20 protein-coding genes are annotated in these 23,871 nt (G+C 62.9%); 7 read left to right on the top strand and 13 right to left on the bottom strand.

The window, feature by feature from the left end:
* Nucleotides 1-59: 59 nt before the first annotated feature.
* Both EM6_RS11380 and EM6_RS11375 read right to left on the bottom strand, forming a co-directional pair.
* Nucleotides 60-1,403, bottom strand: coding sequence for a sigma-54-dependent transcriptional regulator (locus tag EM6_RS11380; RefSeq protein WP_126423121.1), 1,344 nt, complete (start codon nt 1,401-1,403; stop codon nt 60-62).
* 8 nt (nt 1,404-1,411) lie between these two features.
* Nucleotides 1,412-3,106: a sensor histidine kinase gene (locus EM6_RS11375; RefSeq protein WP_126423119.1), complete on the bottom strand. Its 1,695-nt coding sequence runs from the start codon at nt 3,104-3,106 to the stop codon at nt 1,412-1,414.
* 198 nt (nt 3,107-3,304) lie between these two features.
* On the opposite strand from EM6_RS11375, the gene EM6_RS11370 reads away from it, so the two are divergent.
* On the top strand, nt 3,305-4,681 hold the full coding sequence (locus EM6_RS11370; RefSeq protein ID WP_197723646.1) for a dicarboxylate/amino acid:cation symporter: 1,377 nt from the start codon (nt 3,305-3,307) through the stop codon (nt 4,679-4,681).
* Between the two features lie 173 nt (nt 4,682-4,854).
* A complete protein-coding gene (locus tag EM6_RS11365) occupies nt 4,855-5,541 on the top strand; it encodes a TorF family putative porin (protein WP_126423117.1) in 687 nt (228 codons plus the stop codon).
* Here EM6_RS11365 and EM6_RS11360 read toward each other — a convergent pair.
* Both EM6_RS11360 and EM6_RS11355 read right to left on the bottom strand, forming a co-directional pair.
* Nucleotides 5,538-6,761 carry a sensor histidine kinase gene (locus EM6_RS11360; RefSeq protein ID WP_126423115.1) on the bottom strand — a complete coding sequence of 408 codons (1,224 nt, stop codon included), beginning with the start codon at nt 6,759-6,761 and terminating at the stop codon, nt 5,538-5,540. The two genes, EM6_RS11365 and EM6_RS11360, sit on opposite strands and share 4 nt — an antisense overlap.
* Before the next feature lie 3 nt (nt 6,762-6,764).
* A complete protein-coding gene (locus EM6_RS11355; RefSeq protein ID WP_126423113.1) occupies nt 6,765-7,337 on the bottom strand; it encodes a response regulator transcription factor in 573 nt (190 codons plus the stop codon).
* 117 nt (nt 7,338-7,454) lie between these two features.
* Here EM6_RS11355 and EM6_RS11350 point away from each other — a divergent pair, with 117 nt between their 5' ends.
* From EM6_RS11350 to EM6_RS11340, 3 genes are read left to right on the top strand one after another with little or no spacing between them, the layout of a single operon-like run.
* Nucleotides 7,455-8,753 carry an efflux RND transporter periplasmic adaptor subunit gene (locus EM6_RS11350; protein WP_126423111.1) on the top strand — a complete coding sequence of 433 codons (1,299 nt, stop codon included), beginning with the start codon at nt 7,455-7,457 and terminating at the stop codon, nt 8,751-8,753.
* Nucleotides 8,750-9,430 (top strand): ABC transporter ATP-binding protein, encoded by a 681-nt coding sequence (locus EM6_RS11345; protein ID WP_013480861.1) that lies wholly within the window; start codon nt 8,750-8,752, stop codon nt 9,428-9,430. Before EM6_RS11350 ends, EM6_RS11345 begins: the two co-directional genes overlap by 4 nt.
* 8 nt (nt 9,431-9,438) lie before the next feature.
* Nucleotides 9,439-11,889: an ABC transporter permease gene (locus EM6_RS11340; RefSeq protein WP_126423110.1), complete on the top strand. Its 2,451-nt coding sequence runs from the start codon at nt 9,439-9,441 to the stop codon at nt 11,887-11,889.
* Nucleotides 11,890-11,931: 42 nt separating this feature from the next.
* Here EM6_RS11340 and EM6_RS11335 read toward each other — a convergent pair whose 3' ends face one another.
* Complete coding sequence (locus EM6_RS11335; RefSeq protein WP_126423108.1) at nt 11,932-13,242, bottom strand: MFS transporter; 1,311 nt, start codon at nt 13,240-13,242, stop codon at nt 11,932-11,934.
* Between the two features lie 273 nt (nt 13,243-13,515).
* Here EM6_RS11335 and EM6_RS11330 point away from each other — a divergent pair, with 273 nt between their 5' ends.
* Nucleotides 13,516-13,740 carry a glycoside hydrolase family 95-like protein gene (locus tag EM6_RS11330; RefSeq protein WP_197723644.1) on the top strand — a complete coding sequence of 75 codons (225 nt, stop codon included), beginning with the start codon at nt 13,516-13,518 and terminating at the stop codon, nt 13,738-13,740.
* Here EM6_RS11330 and EM6_RS11325 read toward each other — a convergent pair.
* The 6 genes from EM6_RS11325 to EM6_RS11300 all read right to left on the bottom strand — a co-directional run bounded on the left by EM6_RS11325 (nt 13,737) and on the right by EM6_RS11300 (nt 19,028).
* Nucleotides 13,737-14,486: an IclR family transcriptional regulator gene (locus EM6_RS11325; protein ID WP_126423106.1), complete on the bottom strand. Its 750-nt coding sequence runs from the start codon at nt 14,484-14,486 to the stop codon at nt 13,737-13,739. The two genes, EM6_RS11330 and EM6_RS11325, sit on opposite strands and share 4 nt — an antisense overlap.
* A gap of 616 nt (nt 14,487-15,102) precedes the next feature.
* Complete coding sequence (locus EM6_RS11320; protein ID WP_126423104.1) at nt 15,103-16,227, bottom strand: pectinesterase family protein; 1,125 nt, start codon at nt 16,225-16,227, stop codon at nt 15,103-15,105.
* Nucleotides 16,228-16,234: 7 nt separating this feature from the next.
* Entirely contained in the window at nt 16,235-17,194 is a 960-nt protein-coding gene (locus tag EM6_RS11315; protein WP_126423101.1) for an alpha/beta hydrolase, read from the bottom strand.
* Nucleotides 17,195-17,249: 55 nt separating this feature from the next.
* Nucleotides 17,250-17,429: a hypothetical protein gene (locus EM6_RS11310; protein WP_232037154.1), complete on the bottom strand. Its 180-nt coding sequence runs from the start codon at nt 17,427-17,429 to the stop codon at nt 17,250-17,252.
* A 131-nt stretch (nt 17,430-17,560) separates the two neighbouring features.
* Nucleotides 17,561-18,208 (bottom strand): 3-oxoacid CoA-transferase subunit B, encoded by a 648-nt coding sequence (locus tag EM6_RS11305; protein WP_126420696.1) that lies wholly within the window; start codon nt 18,206-18,208, stop codon nt 17,561-17,563.
* A 112-nt stretch (nt 18,209-18,320) separates the two neighbouring features.
* Nucleotides 18,321-19,028: a CoA transferase subunit A gene (locus EM6_RS11300; protein WP_126420694.1), complete on the bottom strand. Its 708-nt coding sequence runs from the start codon at nt 19,026-19,028 to the stop codon at nt 18,321-18,323.
* Between the two features lie 179 nt (nt 19,029-19,207).
* Here EM6_RS11300 and EM6_RS11295 point away from each other — a divergent pair, with 179 nt between their 5' ends.
* Complete coding sequence (locus tag EM6_RS11295; protein WP_126423099.1) at nt 19,208-19,999, top strand: 3-hydroxybutyrate dehydrogenase; 792 nt, start codon at nt 19,208-19,210, stop codon at nt 19,997-19,999.
* Between the two features lie 104 nt (nt 20,000-20,103).
* Here EM6_RS11295 and EM6_RS11290 read toward each other — a convergent pair whose 3' ends face one another.
* Nucleotides 20,104-21,369 carry a spinster family MFS transporter gene (locus tag EM6_RS11290; protein WP_126423097.1) on the bottom strand — a complete coding sequence of 422 codons (1,266 nt, stop codon included), beginning with the start codon at nt 21,367-21,369 and terminating at the stop codon, nt 20,104-20,106.
* A 191-nt stretch (nt 21,370-21,560) separates the two neighbouring features.
* Complete coding sequence (locus EM6_RS11285) at nt 21,561-23,825, bottom strand: TonB-dependent receptor (RefSeq protein WP_126423095.1); 2,265 nt, start codon at nt 23,823-23,825, stop codon at nt 21,561-21,563.
* Between the last annotated feature and the right edge of the window lie 46 nt (nt 23,826-23,871).

The raw sequence follows: 23,871 nt of genomic DNA, 5'->3' as shown, positions 1-23,871 counted from the left end.
ATGGCGGCTTGAGCGGAATGATTCCATTGGAAATCATTCCGCTCCAAAATCATCCCGCTCTATCGCCCGCGATAGAGGTTGAGGTCGATGCCATAGCGATTGACCTTGTCGTAGAAGGTCTTGCGTGGCAGCTTGAGGGCCTCCATGACGCTGCGCACCTGTCCTTCGTGGCGTTCCAGGGTTTCGCGCAGCAGGGCCTCTTCGTAGCGCGCCACCTGCTCGGCCAGACCCGGCGCATCGGCATCGTTGCCCGGCAGGCTGTCGTCGATGCCCAGCGCATAGCGTTCGGCATATTGTTCCAGCTCGCGCACATTGCCGGGCCAGTCGTGCTGGCGCAGATGGCTCTGGGCCTGAAGGCTGAGGCGCGGGGCCGGGCGGTTGAGGCGCGCCGCCGCCGCCAGCAGGAAGTGCTGAAACAGCAGTGGTATGTCCTCGCGCCGTTCACTGAGCGGCGGTACGCGCAGGGTTACGCCGCTCAGCCGGTAATAGAGGTCGGCGCGGAACCGTCCATCGCGCACGGCCTGCACCAGATCAATGCGCGTGGCGGCAATGACGCGGATATCGACCTGCCGCGGGCTTTCGGCCCCTTCCGGCCACACTTCGCGCGTTTCCAGCACGCGCAACAGCCGCGCCTGCTGGCTGAGCGTCAGGCCCTCCACCTCATCGAGGAACAGCGTCCCCTTATGCGCCTTTTCGATGCGTCCGATCAGGCGCGGCGCACCGGGGCGCAGGCCCTGTTCGCTGCCGAACAACTCGCTCTGAAAGCGCTCCTCGTCCAGCGCCGCGCAGCCGATATGCACAAAGGCCCGGCCCTTGCGGGCACTGAGCGCGTGCAGGGCGCGCGCCACGCGGTCCTTGCCCACGCCCGTATCGCCGCTGATCAGCGTATCGACCTCGGCCTCGGCCACGCGCACCACCACGCTTTTCAGATGGGTCATGACGGCGGAATCGCCCAGCAGGGGGTAGCGGCTGTCCTGATCGGCCAGTTGCGCATGGGCCTGCCGCAGGCGGCGGTTTTCCAGCACCAGTTCGCGCGTCTGTAAGGCGCGGCGCACGCTCTGACGCAGATCGTCCTGCGCAAAGGGCTTCGACAGGAAGTCATAGGCTCCGTCCTTCAGCGCCTGCACGGCCATCGGCACGTCGCCGTGCCCGGTCATCAGGATCACCGGCAGGTCGGGGTCAAGGGCGCGGATACGGGCAAAGACCTCAAGGCCGTCCATGACCGGCATCCGCACATCGGTGATCACCACGCCGGGGAAGGTCGCATCCAGAGCCTTCAGCGCCTCGGCCCCGCTGGCAAAGGCCTGCACGCTAAAGCCGTCGAGGCGCAGGGCCTGACTTTGCGCCGCCAGCAGATCGGCATCGTCGTCAATCAGGATCAGGGGCGCGGTCACAGGGTTCATGTGCGGGGTCATGAGGCTTTACGCAGGGTCAGAACGAAGGTGGCACCGGTCTCAGAGCTTTCGGCGCTGAGCGCCCCGCCGAAATCGCGCAGAATGTCGTGGGCGATGACGAGGCCGAGACCCAGCCCTTGGGGCTTGGTGGTGACGAAGGGGCTGAAAAGCTGCGCCTGTACCTGTGGCGGCAGGCCCGGCCCGTTATCGGCGACGCGCAGGCGCACCTGATCGCCGTCGGCGCTGAGGCTGAGGCGCACCTGCGCATCGGGCACGCCGTCCAGCGCCTCAAAGGCGTTTTGCAACAGATTGACCAGCACCTGCTCCAGTCGCACGCGGCTGGCCATCACCCGCAATTGCGGGTCGATGGGGTCGCAACTAAGGGTGACGCGGTGGTCGCGCAGGCGGCTTTCGTTGAGCAGGATGGACGAGTCCACCGCCTCTTTCAGCGGCACGGGCTCGACCTCGCTGGAGGCCTTGCGCGAAAAGGTGCGCAATTCGCCGGTGATGTGGCCGAGGCGGTCGCACATGCGGATAATGGCGCTGAGGTTTTCGGCAATGATCGCCTTCGCCCCGCGCGCTGACGGTTTCTGGCTGGCGGCGGTTTCGGCCAGTACGCGGATGGTGGCGACCGGCTGATTGATCTCGTGGGCCACGCCGGCGGTGATCTGCCCCAGACTGGCCAGCTTGTTGGCTTGCACCAGATCGGCCTGAAGGCGACTGAGGCGACGCTGGGCGTTGCGGCGTTCGCGGATCTCCTTCGACAGGCGGTCATTGGTGGCGCTCAGGGCCTCGGTGCGGGTGGCGACATCGCGCTCCAGCCGCTCGCGGTATTCGGTTTCGCGCGCCGCCGACAGCCGCCTCTGCCGCAGTCGGCGCCATTGCCAGGCGCTCAGCGTCCCCAGCAGGCCAAAGGCCAGAGCGGTGGTCAGGGTGGCGGCGATGGCCGTATCGCGCGCCGCCTGATCGCTGCTGATCACGTGCAGCTTCCAGCCGACACCGGGCAGGTCGATCACCGTGTCGATCTGACGCGCCGTCAGGGTGGGGAGGGGTTTGAAGCGTCGCTCCGGGTGCGCCGTCAGGAAGACCTCGCCCGTGGGGCCCGTGACGTAGGTGTCTTCGTCCAACCCACCCCACGTGGCCTCGATCGGGTCGAACTCCATCTTTACCACCACTACGCCCAGCCGGTGTCCGGAGGCGGTGACGGCGCGGGCGAAAAACAGGCCGGGCTTGCGGCTGACCGTGCCCAGCGCGAACTGCGTCGCCGTGCCGTTCGTCATGGCTTCGCGGAAATAGGGCCGGAAGCTGTAATTGCTGCCGACAAAGGAGACGGGCAGGGCCCAGTTGCTGGCCGACACCGTCTGGCCGGAGGCCTGAATGATATAGATGACCGAACTGCGCGTCTGGGTGCGCAGTCGATCCAGCTTTTTGGAGACGCCGCTATACAGCGCGGGCTGGTTGCCCAGCAGGGCGGCGGTCACGTCGCTGTCGTCGCTGAGGACCAGCGCCACCGTCGCCTGCCGCTCCATCTCGCTTTGCAGGACGGCGGCGCGCAAGCGAGCGCGCGTTTCGACGTCTTCGGAGACGCTGCGCAGGGCCCCGGTATAGCTCAGGCTATAGACGGCCCACAGGGCCAGCCCCAGACCGACCACGCAAGCAAGGCCGGCGAGGATCAGCAGAGGCCGTCGAATCTTGCGCGGTACAAGGAACATGTGGCCATCATAAACCTTTGTGAAATTTCGCACAATGTCTGGATTATGTGTGCGAAATTTCACACAAAATGGAGGACTGCCTATAATATAAATTTATATATTTCAATATATTAATGAAAATTAGCTGAATTGTGGGCACAGGGATGTTGCCGGATTATGGTGAGTTAACAAAAACCACCAAAGGGTCGAGGAACACCCATGCAGATGCATATCCCTACGGACACGCTGACCGCGGCCGCCCCGCGCAAGCGCCCCTTCTATGCCCATCTCTATTTTCAGGTGCTGGTTGCCATTGCTCTGGGCGCGGCCATGGGGCACTTTTACCCGCAGACCGGCGAGGCGCTGAAACCGCTGGGTGACGGCTTTATCAAGCTGGTCAAGATGATCATTTCGCCAGTCATCTTCCTGACCATCGTCACGGGTATTGCCGGCATGGGCTCGCTGAAAGGCGTCGGCTCGGTCACGGGCAAGGCCTTTGCCTACTTCCTGACCTTTTCGACCCTGGCCCTGATCGTCGGCCTGATCGTCGCCAATGTGGTGCAGCCCGGTCACGGCATGAATATCGACCCGGCCACGCTGCACAATGCCAAGGTAGATGAATACGCCGCCAAGGCGCACGAAACGACCCTGATCGGCTTCGTGATGGATATTATTCCGACGACCTTCACCTCGGCCTTTGTCGAAGGCAACATCCTTCAGGTGCTGTTTATCGCCATCCTGTTCGGCATTTCGCTGATCTTTGTGGGTGAGCGCGCCAAGCCGCTGGTCAACCTGCTGGAAACCGTCAGCCACGCCATTTTCAAGATGGTGTCAATCCTGATGAAGGCCGCGCCCATCGGGGCCTTCGGCGCCTTTGCCTTCACCATCGGCAAGTACGGCATCGCCTCCATCGTCAATCTGGCGGCGCTGGTTGGCACCTTCTACGCCACCTCGGCCCTGTTCGTGATCGTCATTCTGGGGGCTGTCTGTGCCGCCAACGGCTTCTCGATCTTAAAGCTGATCGGTTATCTGAAGGCGGAACTTCTTCTGGTGCTCGGCACCTCGTCCTCGGAATCGGCCCTGCCGAGCCTGATGGAGAAGATGGAGGCTGCGGGCTGCAAGCGTTCGGTCGTGGGCCTTGTCGTGCCGACCGGCTATTCGTTCAACCTCGATGGCACCAATATCTACATGACGCTGGCGGCCCTGTTTATCGCTCAGGCCACCAACACCCACTTGTCGCTTGAGCAACAACTGCTGTTGCTGTCGGTCGCCATGCTGTCGTCGAAGGGTGCGGCGGGCGTGACGGGCGCGGGCTTCATCACCCTGGCCGCCACCCTGTCGGTGGTGCCGACCGTGCCGCTTGCCGGTATGGCCATCATTCTGGGCGTTGACCGCTTCATGTCGGAATGCCGCTCGATCACCAACTTCATCGGCAATGCGGTCGCCACCGTCGTCGTCAGCCGCTGGGAAAAGTCGATCGACATGGACACGTTCCGCGCCGCCATGAATGGCAAGCCTGTGATCGAGGCCGAACCCGTGATGGCCATCCACGGCGCTCCGGCCGGCGTCCAGCTCGGCGAAAAGAGCGCGGACTAACCTTTTAAGGATGGAACCTTCCGGCCGTAGCCCGGTCGTGTCCCCCCCCAACGGTTCCATCCTCACTGACCCGTGCCGGTGTATCGGTTCGAGCCCCCGGCACGGGTCTCTTTTAATCCCTTCTTTTGAGATGAAGGCGAGACTGCGCTGCGGTTTCGCCAACGGAGACCCTCATGTCTGCGAACAGCCTCCTTTTGCCCGCAACCCTGCTTTTTGCCTTGCCAACGGTCGCTCAGGCCGAAACGGTCAAATATTCGGCGGAAATCAAAGCCCTCAGCGATGGCATCTATCGCGGCGTCAGCCAGACCGAAGGCCGCCCCCAGTATACCGTCGGCGGGCAGGCCGCCTATGGCAAGGTGTTTGGCGGTGTCCTCTACAAGTCGATGCGTGACCGCACGACCGGCGTCGATAACCAGACCCAGCTTCTGATCGGGTACAAGTCGAAGTGGCTGGGCAATGACGTGACGTCACGCGCCATCTTCAAACAGTATAACGGCACCAAAACCGGCATTGATAACGCGTTTATGGAGTATGAGATCAATGCCGCGCGCAAGCTGAACGCGCGCCTGACGGCCAAGCTCAATCTGGCCTATTCGCCGGACAACTATGGCAAGGCAAAGCAGGCCACTTTCAGCGAATGGGGGCTGGACTACAAGGTGACGCCGAAACTGACGCTTCAGGCGGCCAACGGCTTCCGCCACAATCGGGAGAGCGTGGATTACACCAGCTATCTGGCCGGGGCGAGCTATGCGGTGACGCCGAAGTTTCTGGTCAGCCTGACCTATACCACGACGGATAAGGGCGATCTGGGGGCCAAGTACGGCGAGTCCACCTTCGTCACCCTGTCGAAGAAGTTTTAAATTCGTGACAGACTAAAGGCGAAACGGGCGCCGCCCAAGGCGTCCGGATCGCCGGGACTGAGCGGCAACAGGCTGAGGTCCGAGCCGTGGCCTTGCACGATCTGACGGGCCAGACTGAGGCCCACCCCGGTGCCGGTGGCCTTGGTGGTGAAGAAGGGCATGAAGACCTGACGGCCATGTTCGGCCGGGATGCCGGGACCGGAATCCTCGATCACCACGCTCAGGCTGCTGTCTCCGGTGGTGGCATGCAGGCGCACCTTGGGGTCGCCGCCCTTTTCCAGCGCTGCCTGCGCCGCATTGTTGAGCAGGTTCCCGGCGCACAGCCACATCTGATCTTCGTCCATGCGGATCAGGGCGTCTTCGGCGGGCACCTCCCACAAAAGGCTGACCCCCTTGTCGCTCCATTGAGCGGTGAAGCTTTCGTGCAGGACATCCAGCCATTCGGACAGGCGCACCGGTTGCAGGCTGGGCGGCGGCAGGCGGGTCAGGGCGCGATAGGCATTGATAAAGTCGTGCAGGCCTTCGGTGCGCGCCACCACCCGCTCCAGCGCCTTGATGGCCAGTTCGCGCGAGTGCGGCGTGTCGTCATGCAGGAGGTCGAGCGCGCTCTTGCTCATCGACGCGACGGGCGTCAGGGCGTTCATCAGTTCGTGATTGAGTACCCGCAGCAGGTCACGCAGCGCCGTGGCTTCGGCGGCGCGCACATCGGCGGAAATATCGGTCAGGATGGCCAGTTGCGAGGTGCGCTCATCCTCGATCAGTTCGTTGTGCTGAACGGCGAAGGTGTGTCCTTCCCAGACGATCTGCTGCCCCGGTGTGAACAGGTCACCGCCATCACCGACAAGCGTGCGCCGCACCGCCAGAGGCAGGGCGTAGGCGACGCCGAACAGTTGACGTGCCGCGCGATTGACGGCGATGATCTGCCCGTCATCGGTTTGCAGAAGAAGCGGCGAGGGGGCCTGATCGAGCAGCATCTGAAGCCTGCGCCGCCCCAGCTCCGCCGTAAAGATCGGCGCCGGGCTTAGCCGGGCGCGCAGGCGTTCACGCGCCAGATGGAAGGCCGGGCTGTTGACGCCCGCCACGGCCAGTCCGACGGCGGCCAGCCCGCAGACCAGCGCCGTGGCGTAATAGCCCTGACTGAGGGCCAGCCACAGCCCGACCCCCAGGGCGAAGACGCCTACCTGCGCGACAATGCTGAGCCAGATGCGATGAGACCCCATGCGTCACAGACCGTGTTTTTCCATGCGCCGGTACAGCGCCGCCCGCGTCAGGCCAAGGTCTCTGGCGGCGTGCGAGATATTGAACTGATGCCGGCTGAGCGCCGCCTTGATCAGCTCGCGCTCGGAGCGCTCCAGATTGAGGTCCTGCGGCGGCAGGTCGGCGGGCACGCGCGGCGGCGTCTCAATGGCCGCACGCAGGGCGGCGACCAGCCGATCATTGTTCCACGGCTTTACGACAAAATCCTGCGCCCCCAGCCGCATGGCCTGAATGGCGATGCTCATGCCCGAATGGCCGGTGATGACGACGACGGGCAGGTGCGGGGTCTTCGCCAGTTGTTCCTGCAAAAAGGCCAGACCCGCTTCGCCCGACGTATCGCCGCGCCGGTAGTTGAGATCGAGCAGAAGCACATCCGGCGTCTCAGACTCAAGCAAAGCGCGCGCCTCATCCGGCGACTGCGCCGTGCGCAGGGTGAAGCCCTGCCGCGTCAGGACCAGCTCGGCCGCCGCCAGAATATCGGGGTCGTCATCAAGAAAGACGGCGCGCGTCAGAGGGGGTGTTTCGGCTTCGGAAGACATGTTCGGATTCGGACACCTGCGTGGTGATTTCAATCCTGATTTGAGGGTAAAAATCGACAAAAATCAAGCAAAATGAATTATTTATATGAATTGAAAACTCTGTGTTAGCGTTTTAACATGCCCGATAACGTCCTCTCATCCCCCACCGCCATGGACCGCAAGCGCGCCAAACCCTGGTATCGCCGCCGTCCGTTTCAGATTACCGCTGCCGCCGTCGTCATCGCCACGGCGGGTCTCGCCTTTTACCTGACCCTGCCCAGGTCGGGCACGGTAACGGTCGCGGCGCGTACCCTCGAAACCGGTGAGGTGGTGCGGGCCCCTTATCAGGACTATGTGCCGCTGCGCGCCGAAGCCGTGCCGCTCGATACGGTCTATATCACGGCGGCGACGGCCGGTCGCGTGCAGGCCGTGGCGGTCAGCGACGGCGACCGCGTGACCAAGGGGCAGGCGCTGGTCTATCTGGTCAATCCGGCCCTGACGCTGGATGTGTCGGGGCGTGAGGCGGATATTTCGGCGCGGCTGGCCGACAATGCCAATCAGTTGATGGCGCTGAAAACCGCGCAGGAAAACCGCGAACAGGCGCTGGCCGATGCCGCCTATGCCCTCAGCCGCGCCGAACAGGAATATCAGAAGCGTCAGACCCTGCTCGATAAGGGCTTTATCAATGCGGCGGCGGTCAAACCCTATGCCGATGAGGTGGCCTATCAGCGTCAGCGCGTGGCGGCGCTCAAGACCGCCCAGACGCCCGACGCGCAATTCTATGCCGGTCAGCGCCGTCAGGTGCAGGACAATGCGCAGGACCTGCGCCGTAATCTGGGCGAGGTGCGTCGCGGCCTCGACGCCCTGACCATCGCGGCCCCCGCCGCAGGCCGCCTGACCGCCTTCAGCCTCAAACCGGGGCAGGCGGTGAAGGAGGGCGACGCGGTGGCGCAGGTCGATTCCGAAGGCAGCTACAAACTGCGCGCCGAGGTCGATGAATTCTACCTGCAACGTCTGTCCGAAGGGCAGAAGGCCGAGGCCAGCCTGCACGGTCAGACGGTCAGCGTCGCCGTCTCGAAAGTCTTCCCGCAGGTGACCAATGGCCGCGTGGTGGCCGAATTGCAGTTTGTCACGCCGCCGCCCGCCGATCTCAAGCGCGGCGAAACCGTCGATATCCGCCTGAGACTGGGTCAGACGACGCCGGCCATTCTGGCCCCGTCGGGAAGCTGGCTGACGGAATCGGGCGGGGCGTGGGTGTTTGTGCTCAACGCCAAGGGCGATCAGGCCAGCCGCCGCGCCGTCACCGTGGGCCGCCGCAATCCTGAACAGGTCGAAATCCTCAGCGGCCTCAAACCCGGCGAGCGCATCGTCACGGCCGGGGTCTCCAACCTGCGCAATGCGCAATATCTCCACATCAAATCGGACTCGAATTCATGATTGAGCTTCAAAACGTCTCCCGCCTTTACCGGTCCGATGAGATCGAAACCACGGCCCTGCACAATATCAACCTGACCATCCGTCAGGGTGAATTCGTCGCCATTATGGGGCCGTCGGGCTGCGGAAAATCGACATTGCTCAACACGCTGGGCACCATCGACCGCCCGACCTCGGGGGCCTATCTGTTCAACGGGGTCGATCTGGCCAAATTGAGTGAAGCCAAGCTGGCGCAGCACCGCGCCCGCCATCTCGGCTTCATTTTTCAGAGCTTCAATCTGGTCGATGACCTGACCATCTATGAGAATATCGAGCTGGGCCTGCTCTATCGTCAGGGGCAGAAGGGGTCGCGCCGTCAGGCCATCGAAACGGCCATGGACCGCGTGGGCATCGCCCACCGGGCGCGCCACTTCCCGCATCAGTTGTCGGGTGGTCAGCAGCAGCGCGCCGCCATTGCGCGCGCCATTGTCGGCAATCCCGACCTGATCCTGGCCGACGAACCGACGGGCAATCTCGATACCGAAAACGGCGCGCAGGTCATGGACATCCTCAAAGGGTTGAATGCCTCCGGGGCGACCATCATCATGGTCACCCACTCACCCAGCCACGCCGATCAGGCCAGCCGTCGCGTCGATATACTCGACGGGCAACTGGTGGCCTCCGTCGCCCAGATGTTGTGAGGCCTGATATGTTACGCTCTGTCCTGATCGCCTTCTGGCGCTCCTTCACCCGGCATCCGCTGTATGGCGGTCTCAACCTTCTGGGCCTCAGCCTCGGCATCGCCGTCTTTATCGCGCTCAGCCTGCTGGTGCGCTTTGAAACCGGCTATGAGAGCTGGAGCCCCGAACGCGCCAAAATCTATACCGTCGGCACCCGCTACTTCTTCCCCGGCATGACCGATGAGGTGCGTATCGGCGCCATGGGCGGCCTGACCGAAGAACTGAAGGCCAGCTATCCGCAACTGGTCACCGTGCGCGACTGGTCCAACCCGGTCACGGTGCACAAGGGGTCGGAGGTCTATTCCGAACAGATCGAGCTGGTCGATCCGGAGTTTCTCACCTTTTTCGGCGTGCCCATGCGCGAAGGCGACGCGGCCAGTGCGCTGAATGATCCGGGTAGCGTGGTCATCAGCGAGGAAAAGGCGCGCAAATATTTCGGCACGGCGGATGCGGTGGGCAAGACCCTGACGCTCAGCGACGCCGAGGGGCGCAAACCCTATGTGGTCAGCGCCGTTATGCGCGACCTGCCCAAAAATGCCGATCTGAAGCTGGACCTGATGCGCCGCATCACGCCGCAGCGCACGGCGATGGAGCCCGACACCTGGCATCACTGGGGCTCGGTGGAGCTTTTCGCTTTCCTCAAATTCAACACACCGGCTGAGGCGCGGGCGCTTCAGGCCCAGATGGACGCCTTTACCGATCGTCAGGTGGGCGACACCTTCGGGCCCGGCACCAAGGGCAGCAGCCTGATGAAGCTGGTGCTGGTGCCGCTGGCCGACATGCACCTGATCGACCCCAAACAGAAGGCGGCCATCGTCACGCTGGGTCTGGTCGGCGTGGTGGCGCTGGGGCTGGCCCTGATCAACTACGTCAATCTGGCCACGGCGCGGGCCGGCTTGCGGGCGCGTGAAGTGGCGGTGCGCAAGACACTGGGGGCGCGTCCTTCGGCGCTGCGGCTGCAATTTCTGGGGGAGGCCCTGCTGACCCTGCTGGTCGCCTTTATTGTGGGCCTGTCTCTGGTCGAACTGACCCTGCCGCTGATCAATGCCGCCGGGGGCCTGTCTTTGGCGCTCGATTACGTGAAGGACGGGGCGTGGCTGGCCGGGCTTCTGGGTGTGGTGCTGCTGGCCGGTCTGGTCGCGGCCCTCTATCCGGCCTTTGCCCTGTCGGCCTTTAAACCGGCGCAGGTTCTGGCGTCGAGCCGCACCCCGGCGGGCGGGCGTCTGGGGATGCGCCTGCGCGAAGGCCTTGTCATCCTGCAATTTGCGGCGGTGGTTATGGCCTTTACCCTGATGCTCGGCTTCATCAAGCAGATCGAGCATATCCAGTCGGCCGATCTCGGCTTCAAACGCGACGGCCTGCTGCTGGTCAATTCGATCCGCGATGTCAATATCAATGCCGCGCAGCGCGAAGGCTTTCAGGCCGCCGTGCGGGCCCTGCCCAATGTTACGGCGGTGACCATCGCCAATGCCATTCCGGGCGATCAGAACACGGTCAATAACTCCAATATCGTCCTGCCGGGGCGGCGTCAGGAGCTGACGGAGTCGCCGACGGTCAACTGGTCCATGGTCGGGCCGGGCTATTTCGAGCTGATTGGTATCAAGCTGCTAGCCGGACGCCTTTTCGATCCGCGCTTTGCCGAGGATCAGACGTGGGTGGACAACAGGTCTGAGACGGACAGCAACCGGGTGACCAATGTGGTCGTCAGCCGTCTGGCGGTGCAGCGTCTGGGCTTCAAGACGCCACAGGCCGCAGTGGGGCAGACGGCGCGCTTTGCCGATCATACGGTGCGTATTGTCGGTGTGGTCGAAGACGCGCGCTTCTATCACCCGTCTGAGCCCATTCCGGCCAAGCTGTATATGTTCGATGCCCACGTCTCCTATGCGGCGGTTGGCTTTGTCCGCTATGCCGGGATCAGTGAAAGCGTGATGCGCGAACGCCTGCGCAAGGTGTGGCGTCAGATCGCGCCAGACGTGCCGTTTGAAGTCACCTCCGCCTATGAGAACCTCGACAAGTATTACAAGCCCGAACGCGACCGCTCCAACCTGTTCGGGGTCGGGGCCGGGGTGGCGGCGCTGATCGGCTGTATTGGGCTTTATGGGATGGCGGCGTTCAATACCTCGCGCCGGGCCCGTGAGATCGGTCTGCGCAAGGTGCTGGGGGCGTCGCGCGGTCAGGTGGTGCGGCTCCTGACGCTGCAATTCCTGCGCCCGGTGCTGATCGCCAGCGTTATCGCCTGGCCTCTGGCGTGGCTGGCTCTGGGGCGGTGGCTGTCGCAGTTCGACGACGCCATTGGCATCAGCCCGCTGTTCTTCCTTATCGCCACGGCGGCGGCTCTGGCCATCGCGCTGGGGACGGTGGGGGGGCTGGCACTCAGCAGCGCTTCGACCGAACCGGGCAAGGCGCTCAGGCACCAGTAAGAAGAAAGGCCCGCTCCTCATCGGAACGGGCTTTTCTGTTTTTTACGCCTTCAAAATCTTCTCTTCGGGGACCTTTTCGAGCTTAGGCGTCAGGGTGTGGATGACGAGAATGGCTACCAGATAGGCACAGCCCGCGACGATAAAGATCGGCTGGTACGATTTGAAGAACTCAAGGATATAACCGTTAAAAGTGGTCATCAGCATACCGCCGATGGCCCCGGCCATGCCGCCGATGCCAATGACCGAGGCCACCGCCTGCTTGGGGAAGAGGTCCGACGGCAGGGTCATCAGATTGGCCGACCACGCCTGATGCGAGGCAGCGGCCAGGCCGATAATGGCCACGGCGGCCCACAGATTATCGACGAACTGCGCCGCGAAAATGGGCGTAACCAGAAGCGCACAGACCAGCATGGTCGATTTGCGCGCCGCATTGGGGGTGCGCCCGGCTTTGATTTGCTTTGACGACGCCCAGCCCCCGAAAACAGAGCCGAAATCGGCGAGAATGTAGATGGCGATCAGCGGCGGGCCGAAGGTCTTCAGATCAAGGCCATGCCGCTTGTTCAGGAAGTCGGGCAGCCAGAACAGATAGAGCCACCAGATGGGGTCGGTGAGGAACTTGCCCAGCGCATAGGCCCAGGTCTGACGGAAGGTTAAGAGCTTGAACCACGAGATCTTGGCCGTAGGCGCGGCGGCTTCGGTGGGGGTCGCATCGTCGGACTGAATATGCGCCAGCTCGGCAGCCGACACCTTGGGGTGCTCCTGCGGACGCCGGTACATGATTAGCCACGCCACCAGCCACAGGGCTGTTACGATGCCGATGGAGATAAAGGCGGCGCGCCAGCCAAAGGCCAGCGTAATCGCCGGGACGAGCAGGGGCGTGATGATCGGCCCCATGGCCGTGCCGGCGTTGAAGATGCCGACGGCCTGCGCGCGCTCCTTCTGGGGGAACCATTCCGATATGGCTTTCAGCGAAGCGGGGAAGGCGCCGGCCTCACCGAAGCCCAGTACGGCGCGAGCCACAGCGAATTGCGTGACGCTGTGGATCAGGCCGTGGCCGATCGAGGCGATGGTCCAGATGGTGAAGGCCACCGCATAGCCGATGCGCACGCCCACCGCGTCGATAACGCGCCCGAAGGTCAGAAAGCCTACGGCATAGAAGCACTGAAACCAGAACACGATGTTGGCATAGTCGGTTTCGCTCCACTGAAGCTCGCCCTGAAGGGTGGGCTTCAGGATGCCGATCATCTGGCGGTCAATATAGTTGATGCCGATGGCGATGAACAACAGCGCGCAGATCACCCAGCGATAGCGGCTGATCGGGCCCGTCGCGGCCGGTGAGGCGGAGGCGGTCATGCGGATGTTTCCTTTTTCTCTGTGTGGGCAGGGCCCCTGTGCCGGGGCTTTCCTTGTTTTGGGTGCCTGTGACACCGGTGGCGCAACCTATGCCGAGGTTTGCGACCCTGAAAAGGGGCAAAACGTCCGTTGGGGAAATAAAAACGATTGCGTAGCGTTTGGTCTGCCAGAATGACGCGGCTTTGGCGGCTGGGGGCGATGGTGTTTTGCGGCGGCGGCCAAAAAATCGCTGGAGCTGCGTGGTGATATGTCCATCGGCTGGCGCATCAATCTGTGGGCGCGGCGTGGCCGAAGGGGCACGTCACGGGCCTGAAGGCGCGTGGTGGCTTTACGGTAGACCTCCACTGGGCCGATATGACGCTTGAGCGAGTGACGATCCGCAGCGCCTTTGGCGAAAAGGCGACGCTGGTGCTGGGGGATCATCGCCTGCCGCTGACCCTGAAAAAGGACCAGTCGGCGAGCTTTAGCCTGCGGGCCGAGGGCCTTGTGAAGCTTTAATACAGCTCGCTGGAAATGGCCTGTGCCGTCTGGCGCAGGCGCTCCAGCACCTGCGGCTTGTCCATATGGCAGACCACGTGCGTCATGAAGGGCACGATCAGGGCGGCGACGGCGTGGTTTGAGCGCGCCGCGAAGATCGGCACGGCCAGATCGACAACACCCAGCGTATAGGCACTGTCGCGCACCAGATAGCCCCGACGCTTCGCTTCACGCGCTTCATCAAGGAAGGCGCGCAGAACGGGCCGGTCGATGCGGCCACGCATGGTGTGATACCAGTTGAGCTGATCGCGCAGGGGCAGAAAGCCGAAGATCATGCGCCCGGACGTGGCCGTGGCCGCCGGGGCGCGGAAGCCGACCTTAACCCCGAAGGCGGTCATGCTCTCGCTTTCGGCGCGGGCAATGGCGACGATATGCTCGCGCGACAGGACGGTCATGTGGCACGATTGTTCGCTGTCGCGGGCCAGAGCGCGCATATGCGGCAGGGCCGTCTCGATCAGGCTCTGACGCGGCGGGTACAGCATACCGAAATCGAACAGGCGGCTGGTCATGGTGTAGCGACCGGCTATATCGCGCCGCAGATACCCCTTGCCCTCCAGAGTCAGGATCATGCGGTAGATTTCGGCCTTGGAACGGCCGACCCCGGCGCAGATCTCACCGATGCTCAGCGGGCCCGACCGCCCGGCCAGAAACTCAAGAATCTCAATGCCCTTTTCAAGGGCAGGCGCGCTGTAGGTCGGTTCGGACATCACGATTCCATTGGCTTATTGATAATGTGATAGCCGTTTCGCGCTGCGGCGTCAAAAAGGCCTCGCGGACCCTTGGTCGCAGGCAAAAAAAAGCCGCGCATTTCGGCGCGGCCAGTTTACAGGGAGGAAACGCCCAGGAAGGGCAATCGATGCAAGGCATCGAACACCTGCATCATATATGCTGCGATGCGGCAATTGCAAGGCAGGACTGTGTCAAGTTCAGTTACAAATCACAAAAAGTCCGTGAGGGGTCGATCATTATGTTTGGCCCTCGCCGGGCGGCGGATCCGCCACCTTGGCCGCCGCCTCAAAGGCGGCTTGAGCGAAATGATTCCACTAGAAATCATTTCGCTCTATCGTCTGTAGCTACAGCGCGTCAGACGGTGTGTTAAATATGAAATATGGGTTTAATTGTGAACGCGCCCACAAAGAAAGGCCGCCCGGTGAGGGGCGGCCAGTGCGACGCATCAACGGGTAGCCGAAGCGTCAGGAAGGGTTATTTCACTTGATGCCAACGGCCGAAGATGCTGACCGCATCCGGCCGTTGAAGAAACGAGACTGTCTCATATGTATCAGCGATATGAGAAATTCTCGAAAGGAATACCAGGAGTCATTTTCAATGACTCCTGGTATGAGGCCAGCCATTGGAGAGCTGACGGCGCACGGTCGCGATGTCCGGGGCGTCTTTCCAGCGTATGCCGATGTCGCGGTGTCTGGCGCCCGGTCCGGTCGAGCCGCTTTCAAAAAAGCGGGAGTCCTGCGGATGGAAGACGGCGGTCTTGGTGCCGTCGCGCGCCGTGCCGCCCATGCTGGTCCAGTGGTCGGGGTGGATATGGGCGTCCATCACGCAGTCGATAAACAGGGCCTGCCCCATGGCGTTGGGGTCGGCATAGCGCCCGTCCTGGAAGGTGGTCGTCGGGTGCCAGGGTCGGGCCAGCGCCACCGCGCCGTCGGGCACACCGGCTTCGCGTGTCAGGCGCGACCGATAAACGACGAGGCCGATGGGCTGGCTCAGGGGCGTGGAGGGGGCCAGCAGGAAGGAATGGAACTCCCCCGGCGGCGTGGGCGCGCCGCGATTGCGGGTGCGCAATTCGCTGTCTTCGATCAGCAATTGCCCGTTGCCGAAGATGAAGTCGATATTGCCGGCGATCAGGCTGTCGCGGATCACCGCCCGCTTGCCATTGGCAAACAGCGTGTCCTGATAGCCGAGCATCGCCGTCTTGCGGAACAGCACGCGGTCGCTGTCGATATCGAGCAGCACCGCGACAGCTTGCGAATTTTTGATCTTCTGCGGGTCATCGCTCGGTCGCGCGTCGTTGCTTAGATAGTCGAAGGTGTTTTCGATGGTCAGACCCTCCACCGTCACCTGATCGGCATTAATAGTCAGGGTGGCCGAGCCGGGCGTACCCCAGTTGCGGCGGTGGTACTTGCCCGCCGTTTCGGCCACGGCGTCAAAGTGCAGGCGGGTGCGTTTCACCCCAGCGCCTTTGAGACGCACTTTCGGGCGGCTGACCGTCACCTTTTCATAATAGTCACCCGCCGCCACGTCGATCACGACCCAGGTGTCGCTTGTGTCCTTTTGCGCGGCGTCGAGCGCGGCCTGCACCTTTGTGAAACAGGCCTTTTGCGAACCGCAGTCCGGGCGCACTGTGAGACGGGTGGCGGCCTCGGCGGGGAGGCTCAGCGCCGCAAGGGTCAGACAGGCGACGGCGCTGGCGAGCAGGGTGGGGCGTACAGACATGAGCGGCTCAGTGTTCCGAGAGGAAATCATCCATCAGATCGACAATACGGCTGAACCACGGATCGAACAGCCAGATGTCGTGCGGGGCGTTGTCAAACGCGGTGTAGCGATAGGCGATGCCCTGCGCTTTCAGCTTGGCCTCGACGTCTTCGTGACCGGCGGTAAAGCGCGTCAGGCCGCTGCTGATGACGAGGGTCGGCGGCGATGCGGCGCTGACGTGCTTCGCGGCACTGGCTTCGCGCCAGCGGTCGGGCACCTTTTCCATCGCACCGCCCAGCCACAGACCGGCGGCCGAGCTGTCCCCGGCGGCGTTTTCGTATTGCAGGGCCAGAGGTGTGGTGAAGTCGAGCACGCCGTCAATGTCGATCAGGGCGCTGACGCGCGTATCGTCGCCCGCCTGGCTTTTGTAGAGCGGCGTGTCCGCCGTATAGGCCACAAGCGCGGCCATCTGCCCGCCGGACGAGGCCCCGCCTATGGCCAGCCGCTTGGGGTCGATGCCAAAGGTCTGCGCCTGCCCTTTGACCCAGACAAGGGCGTCATTGACGTCAATCAGACCCGCCGGATAGGGGGCTTCGGGTGACAGGCGAAACTCCGGCAGGAAGACGGTATAGCCGCGCTGCGCCAGCCGGGTAGCCAGAGCGTAGAAATGCGACTTGTTGCCTGAGCGCCAGCCACCACCGTGCACCAGCAGGATACCTTTGTCATTGGCGCGCCCGGCAACCGGCAGGAAGACGTCGATATGCAGTTCGCGCCCGCCGATACTCTTGTAGCGGCGGTCAAACAGCACCTTTTGCCCGCTCTGGAACTCGGCCACGGGCCAGCTTATGCCCGCATACTGATCCTTATAGCGCTCAAACCGCTGCGAGACGGTGTAGCTGTCGTCCACGGGGATCAGGTCGGCGGCGAGGGCGGGGGACAGGAGCCCCAGACCCAGCGCGGCGACGGTAAGGGCGGGCAAAAGCCGCATGGTTTACTCCCGTAAAGGCGGCCACCGGCGGGTGCCGATGGCCGCTTTATGTTTATCAGTACTTATAACGCAGGCCCAAAATCCACTGCGCCCCGGTGTGGGTATATTCGCGCGTCAGATCCATATCGCCCGTATCGCCGGTACCGTAGATGCGCTCGACTTCGTCGGTGATGTTGATGCCCTCAAAGGTCAGCGTCAAGCGCGGCGTGACGTTGTAGAAGGAGGCAAAGTCCACGTGGGGGGGGCCGTATTTGCGCTCCTGCACGTGACCATTGCCGCAAACATCAAAACCTTCATGAGCGCCGTTGCACTCGCCGCCGCTGTTATCTGGTGGCTGTAGCGAGTCCGGACCCCAATCTTCCAGTCTTACGCCCGCAGCGCCACCTCATAGGTGGCCTGTGTCTGGGCGGCGATGTCGTCGAGGGTGACATCGGGGGCCAGTTCGACCAGCACAAGGCCTGAGCCATCGGGCTTGACCTCAAACACGCCGAGCGTCGAGATGATCAGATCGACCACGCCCGCCCCGGTCAGCGGCAGGTCGCAGCGTTTCAGCACCTTGGACTCGCCGTGCTTGTTGGCGTGTTCCATAACGACCACGACCTTCTGCACCCCGGCGACGAGGTCCATCGCCCCGCCCATGCCCTTGACCAGCTTGCCCGGTATCATCCAGTTGGCGATGTCGCCGTTTTCGGCCACCTCCATCGCCCCCAATATGGTCAGGTCGATATGCCCGCCGCGGATCATGGCGAACGAGTCCGCTGACGAAAAATAGCTGGTTTCGGGCAGTTCGGTGATGGTCTGCTTACCCGCATTGATCAGGTCGGGATCGACCTCATCCTCATACGGGAAGGGGCCCATGCCCAGCATACCGTTTTCCGACTGAAAGGTGACGGTCATGCCCTGCGGGATGTGATTGGCCACCAGAGTCGGGATGCCGATGCCCAGATTGACGTAGAAACCGTCCTGAAGTTCTTTAGCCGCGCGCTCGGCCAGTTGGTCGCGTGTCCAGGGCATGATTAAAACTCCAAAACAAGGTGCGCCGGGCAGGCCTCGCGCATTTTTTGTTGCGCTACCGCTTCGCTGCTTGAGCGCTGATCGGCCAGTTGGTCACGTGTCCAGGGCATGATCAGGCGCCTTCTCTCTGACGCACGGTGCGCTGTTCGATGCGTTTCTCGAACGTGCCCTGCACGATACGGTCAACATAGATGCCGGGCGTGTGGATGGCGTCGGGGTCGAGCGAGCCCACCGGCACGATTTCCTCAACCTCGGCGACGCAGACCTTGCCGGCGGTGGCCATCATCGGGTTGAAATTGCGCGCCGTCTTGCGGAAGATCAGGTTGCCGCGCTCATCGGCCTTCCACGCCTTGACGATCGAGAGGTCAGCGACCAGACCCGTCTCCAGCACATAGGTCTTGCCGTTGAAGTCTTTCAGTTCTTTGCCCTCGGCGACCAGCGTGCCGACGCCGGTGGCGGTGTAGAAGCCCGGAATCCCGGCCCCGCCGGCGCGAATGCGTTCGGCCAGGGTGCCCTGCGGATTGAACTCCAGCTCCAACTCGCCCGCCAGATACTGCCGCTCGAACTCCTTGTTTTCGCCGACATAGGACGAGATCATCTTTTTGATCTGACGGGTGTTGAGCAGCATCCCCAGCCCGAAGCCATCGACCCCGGCATTGTTGGAAATGGCGGTGATCCCGGTCACGCCTGAGTCACGCAGCGCGGCGATCAGGTTCTCCGGGATGCCGCACAGGCCAAAGCCTCCGGCCATCACCGTCATCCCGTCAAACGTCAGCCCCTCCAGCGCACTCTTCGCGTCCGCATATATCTTCGACGGCATCGGTCTCTCCCTTATATTTTTGCTCATTCCTACGCACTCCGGTGCCGTTTGTCATCCCCTTGCGAGCAAAAAATTCAGCAATTGTTGAATTTTTTATTGACCCCCTGTGACGGCCCGCCGATAGTTAACTCTGAAGCCCCGCCACCGTGCACAGAAGGGCCAAAACAGGGACACACACCATGACCGACGCTTCTCTTCGCGGGCGGACCGCGCTGATCACCGGTTCCGTTCAGGGCATAGGGCTGGCCATCGCCGAAGCCTTTGCCAGGGCTGGGGCCAATATCGCCCTGCACGGGCTGGCGACGCCGCAACAGATTGATGCCGCCACCGATCATATCCGCCGTCTGGGGGCGCAGGTGCGCTTTTTCGACGGCGATCTGCGCGACCGGGCGGCCATTGACGGCCTGATGGAGGCCGTGTGGAACTGGGGCGGCGGTATCGACATACTGATCAACAATGCCGGGGTGCAGAAGACCCTGCCCTTTGCCCAGATAGATGATGCCACCTGGGATACGGTGTTGTCGGTCAATCTGACGGCGGGCATGGCCACCCTGCGCTATGCCCTGCCGCGTATGGCGGCGCGCGGCTTCGGGCGCGTCATCAATATCGCCTCAGTGCACGGCCTTGTCGCCTCGGTGGAGAAGGGGCCCTATGTGGCCTCGAAGTTCGGGTTGGTCGGCCTGTCGAAGGTGGCGGCGCTCGAATATGCGCGCACCGGCGTGACCATCAACTGCCTGTGCCCCGGCTGGACCGAGACGGCCCTGATCGAACCGCAGATTCAGGCCCGCGCCGCGGCCGCCGGGGGGGATCGTCAAGCAGGGATCGCCGCGCTTCTGGCTGAAAAACAGCCGTCGCAGCGCATGAGCGCCCCGGAGGAAATCGCAGCGCTGGCCCTGTGGCTGTCTTCGCCTCTGGCGCACAATGTGACTGGGACGGCCATCCCCATCGACGGGGGATGGACCGCGCAGTAGGTATTAGAGCGGGATGATTTCTAAAATCATTCCGCTCAAGCCGCCATTGCAGCGGCGGCCAAGGTGGCGCAGGCCGCACCCGGTGAGGGGCTAAACATGATGATCTAATCCACCCAGTCGCGGCGGATGCGCAGCGAGGCGAAGAACAGCAGGATCGCCGCCAGCACATAGAAGCTCAGGCCCGCCAGGAAGGCGTACTTGATCGAGGCGTCGCCATAGAGGGGCTTCAGATAGTCCGACGCCGCACCGAAGAACCACGTCCCCACCGCAATGCCGATCAGGTTGTTGATCAGCAGGAACAGCGACGAGATCATGGTGCGCGAATGGCCCGGCCCCAGATGCTGAACCGCCGTCAGCACCGGGCCCAGCCACATCAGGCCCAGCGCCTGCGGCAGCAGGAACAGGGCAAAGGCTGTCTCCGGCGTGGTGGCCAGCACGCCCAGCGCGTAGAGCGGTACCGAGATGATAAAGGCGACGCACGGGATGAGCGGATAGGCGCGCTTGGACTTCTGCCCCAGCTTGTCGCCCAGCACGCCGCCCAGCGCCATGCCGGCCACGCCGCCGATGAACAGAAGGGCGGCCAGAAACCATGAGCGCGACACGAGGTCGAGGTGCAGCGAGCGCGACAGGAAGGTCGGCAGCCAGTACATGAAACCATAAGAGACCATGGACGAACAGGCGGCCCCGAACGACAGGAGCCAGAAGGTCGGCTTGGCGAAGGCCAGCTTGCACGCAGCGATAAAGCCCAGCGGCTTGCCCGCAGCGGCGTCATAGCGTCCGCGCGGTGGGTCCTTGACCATCAGGCGGAACAGCGGCGCGATCAGAATGCCCGCCAGCCCGATGGCGATAAAGGCAAATCGCCAGTCCACCTTCGCGGCCAGAAGCCCGCCGAACAGCACACCGGCGGCGGAGCCCACCGGAATACCAAACGAATAGATGGCCAGCGCCTTGGCCCGCTGTTTCGGCGGAAAATAATCGGCAATCAGGCTGTAGGCCGGGGCGACGCCACCCGCTTCGCCGACGCCGACGCCCATGCGGGCAATAAACAGATGGGTGAAGTTCTGCGCCAGACCGCACAGGGCGGTGAAGCCGGACCAGACGGCCAGAGCCGTGGTCATGATCCACACGCGCGAGGTCCGGTCGGCCAGCCACGCCACCGGAATGGCCAGGGTGGTGTAGAGCAGCGCAAAGGCCAGCCCGCCCATCAGCCCCAGTTGCGTATCGCTGAGGCCCAGTTCCTGCGCGATGGGGTCTTTCAGGATCGAGATGATCTGCCGGTCGAGGAAGTTGAACGTATAGACGACGATCAGGGCAAACAGGGCCAGATAACGCCCCTTGATCGGGGCCGCGTCGGGGGTGGGGCTGGACATGGGTGGACCCTTAGCCTCATGCCGAAAAGTGCAAAACACTTTCTTGGCACTTTTCGGAAACACATGAGGCGTTGCAAAAGATGAGAGCCATGCGGCGGCTCAACTGAGCCGACGAATGCGCTCGGAAAAAGAACCTCTCTCCCGTAGGGGGTCACGGGAGAGAGGTCAGGATACAGACCTTAATTCGTTACTTAGTAACGATATTCCAGAGTAAGGGTCACGGTGCGCGGCGCGCCGTAGAAGGCCGAGACCGAGTTGCCGAACAGCGGCGATACGCTGCTGGGGAAGTTATAGCCCCCCGTGCGGTAGCGCTCATCGCCGAGGTTGCGGCCATAGAGGCCGACCTTGTATTTGGCGCCCGGCGCGGTCCAGGTGACGCCCATATCATAGAGCCAGTAGGCCTTCTGATCGAGGGCGGTATTGGCCGCTTCGAACATCTGCATGTCGGAGCGGTAGCTGGCCTGCGGCGACACCACCAGCGAGCCGCCAAAGGCGTCCGTCTTGTAGGTCAGGCCAAAATTATTGGTCCATTCCGGCGTCATCTGGAACTTATAGACACCTGCCAGATTGACGTAAGAGGCGGTCAGCACGTTGTAGCTGATGAATTCGTCGAACTTGGCATCGGTATAGCCGAGGGCGAAATTGCCGGTCAGCTTGTCTGAGAAGCGCAGCGTCCCTTCGAATTCCGCGCCGCGGATCGAGGCCTTACCGGCGTTTTCGACCTGAGAGGCCACCGTCGCGCCCACCGGGGTCTGACGGGTGATCTGCATGTCGTCGTACTTCGAGTCGAACAGAGCGAAGGTGAAGTTCATCAGGCCGTCAAAGGTGGTGCCTTTCAGGCCGATTTCCTTGCTGAGGACGGTTTCCGGATTGTAGCCATTGACGGTCGAGGGGGTCAGGATAACGTCGCCGCGCATGTCGAAGCCACCGGACTTGAAGCCTTCGGAAATGGCCGCATAGCCAGTCAGGGCCGGGGTAAAGGCGTAGGACAGCGAGATGCGTGGCGTGAACTTGTCGAACGATTTGTCGTTGGAGTAGTTTGAGCGCAGCAGCGTCACCGCACCCTTGCCGCCGAAGACGGGCGAGGGGGCCCCGGCATAGTTGGCGCGATAGACGGTGCCGCGCTTGTTATCCTTGGTGTAGCGGCCGCCGAACGACAGCGACCACTTGTCCGTCAGCTTGTAGTTAAAGTCGGCAAAGGCGGCGATGGAGTTGGTGCGCACCTTGCCCTGGGTCAGGGTGGTGGCGGCATTACCGAGGATGGTGGTGTCGAACGCGCCCGAGGCCGTGCTGTTGAGATAGAAGAGACCGGCCACCCACGACCAGCGTTCGCCGCCATAGGTGAACTGAAGTTCCTGCGTGGCCTGCGTGTCTTCGTACTTGGCCGGCACGTCCATGAAGCCGCCCGGCGTGTTGTCGAAGTCGATCTTCGTCGCCGTCTCACCCGAACGCACGGCTGAGATCGACTTGAAGGTCAGCGTGTCCGAGATCTTGTATTCCGCCGTCAGCGACACGCCGTCGGTTTCGACCTTGTTCTTGTCGCCCAGACCCGCATAGGTGTCATACGGATCGGCCGGTGGCGTGTTCCACACGGCCTGCGTGCCGGTGTACAGCGGGCCGCCTGCGGAGTTCAGGGCCGTGGTTTCGCGGTGACCGTGACGGGCGTTGGAATCGTCCTGTGTGCGGTCATAGGCGAGACGCAGCGACAGCTTGTCCGTCGGGTTATATTCGGCGCTCAGGCGGACCGCGGTGACGTCCTTGTTGTAATGCTCGGCGCCGGTGAACAGGTTCTTGCCGAAGCCGTCACGGTTATATTTGGCAATCGCCGCGCCGACGGCGAACTGATCCGTCAGGGGGATCGAGCCGGTCAGGACGAGGTCGCGTTGATTATAGCTGCCCAGCGAGCCGCGCGCCATAAAGGTGGGCGAGGTCATGTCCAGCGGCTTGGTGACGTATTTGATGGCGCCGCCGATGGTGTTGCGGCCATAGAGGGTGCCTTGCGGGCCGCGCAGCACTTCGACGCGCTGCACATCATAGATGTCGAGCACGGCGCCTTGCGGACGCGCCACATAGACGTCATCGACATAGAGGCCGACGCCCGGTTCAAAGCCCCACAGCGGGTCCTGCTGACCCACGCCGCGGATGAAGGCGATCAGGGTCGAGTTGGAGCCGCGCGCCACCTGAAGCGTCATGTTGGGGGCTTGTTGCTGAAGCGCGGTGATGTCCTGTGCGCCGGTCTGGTCCAGCTTGGCCGAAGAGAAGGTGGAGACGGCGATCGGCACGTCTTTCAGGGTTTCGGCGCGGCGACGGGCGGTGACGACGACGTCGGTCACCTCATCGGCGGAAGCGGCGGGCTGGGGTGCGGTTTGAGCAAAGGCCTGCGGCGCGGCGAGGCCGAGAAGGGTGCCGAGGCTGGCCACAGAGGCCATCAGCAAGGGTTTGAAGGTCTGTTTCATGGGGTTTCCCTGTAGGTTTATAGTTGAAACGCATACTTGAGGCGGC

The organism is Asticcacaulis excentricus, assembly GCF_003966695.1.
GTDB classification, from domain to species: domain Bacteria; phylum Pseudomonadota; class Alphaproteobacteria; order Caulobacterales; family Caulobacteraceae; genus Asticcacaulis; species Asticcacaulis excentricus_A.
Note: the sequence above shows the minus strand (reverse complement) of the source record. Positions and strands in the feature narration are given on the sequence as shown.

Bases quoted from the DNA above. Each gene is read 5' to 3' on its own strand.
- EM6_RS11380 (WP_126423121.1), bottom strand. From the start codon at position 1,403: ATGAACCCTGTGACCGCGCCCCTGATCCTGATTGACGACGATGCCGAT.
- EM6_RS11375 (WP_126423119.1), bottom strand. From the start codon at position 3,106: ATGTTCCTTGTACCGCGCAAGATTCGACGGCCTCTGCTGATCCTCGCC.
- EM6_RS11370 (WP_197723646.1), top strand. From the start codon at position 3,305: ATGCAGATGCATATCCCTACGGACACGCTGACCGCGGCCGCCCCGCGC.
- EM6_RS11365 (WP_126423117.1), top strand. From the start codon at position 4,855: ATGTCTGCGAACAGCCTCCTTTTGCCCGCAACCCTGCTTTTTGCCTTG.
- EM6_RS11360 (WP_126423115.1), bottom strand. From the start codon at position 6,761: ATGGGGTCTCATCGCATCTGGCTCAGCATTGTCGCGCAGGTAGGCGTC.
- EM6_RS11355 (WP_126423113.1), bottom strand. From the start codon at position 7,337: ATGTCTTCCGAAGCCGAAACACCCCCTCTGACGCGCGCCGTCTTTCTT.
- EM6_RS11350 (WP_126423111.1), top strand. From the start codon at position 7,455: ATGCCCGATAACGTCCTCTCATCCCCCACCGCCATGGACCGCAAGCGC.
- EM6_RS11345 (WP_013480861.1), top strand. From the start codon at position 8,750: ATGATTGAGCTTCAAAACGTCTCCCGCCTTTACCGGTCCGATGAGATC.
- EM6_RS11340 (WP_126423110.1), top strand. From the start codon at position 9,439: ATGTTACGCTCTGTCCTGATCGCCTTCTGGCGCTCCTTCACCCGGCAT.
- EM6_RS11335 (WP_126423108.1), bottom strand. From the start codon at position 13,242: ATGACCGCCTCCGCCTCACCGGCCGCGACGGGCCCGATCAGCCGCTAT.
- EM6_RS11325 (WP_126423106.1), bottom strand. From the start codon at position 14,486: ATGTCCGAACCGACCTACAGCGCGCCTGCCCTTGAAAAGGGCATTGAG.
- EM6_RS11320 (WP_126423104.1), bottom strand. From the start codon at position 16,227: ATGTCTGTACGCCCCACCCTGCTCGCCAGCGCCGTCGCCTGTCTGACC.
- EM6_RS11315 (WP_126423101.1), bottom strand. From the start codon at position 17,194: ATGCGGCTTTTGCCCGCCCTTACCGTCGCCGCGCTGGGTCTGGGGCTC.
- EM6_RS11305 (WP_126420696.1), bottom strand. From the start codon at position 18,208: ATGCCCTGGACACGCGACCAACTGGCCGAGCGCGCGGCTAAAGAACTT.
- EM6_RS11300 (WP_126420694.1), bottom strand. From the start codon at position 19,028: ATGCCGTCGAAGATATATGCGGACGCGAAGAGTGCGCTGGAGGGGCTG.
- EM6_RS11295 (WP_126423099.1), top strand. From the start codon at position 19,208: ATGACCGACGCTTCTCTTCGCGGGCGGACCGCGCTGATCACCGGTTCC.
- EM6_RS11290 (WP_126423097.1), bottom strand. From the start codon at position 21,369: ATGTCCAGCCCCACCCCCGACGCGGCCCCGATCAAGGGGCGTTATCTG.
- EM6_RS11285 (WP_126423095.1), bottom strand. From the start codon at position 23,825: ATGAAACAGACCTTCAAACCCTTGCTGATGGCCTCTGTGGCCAGCCTC.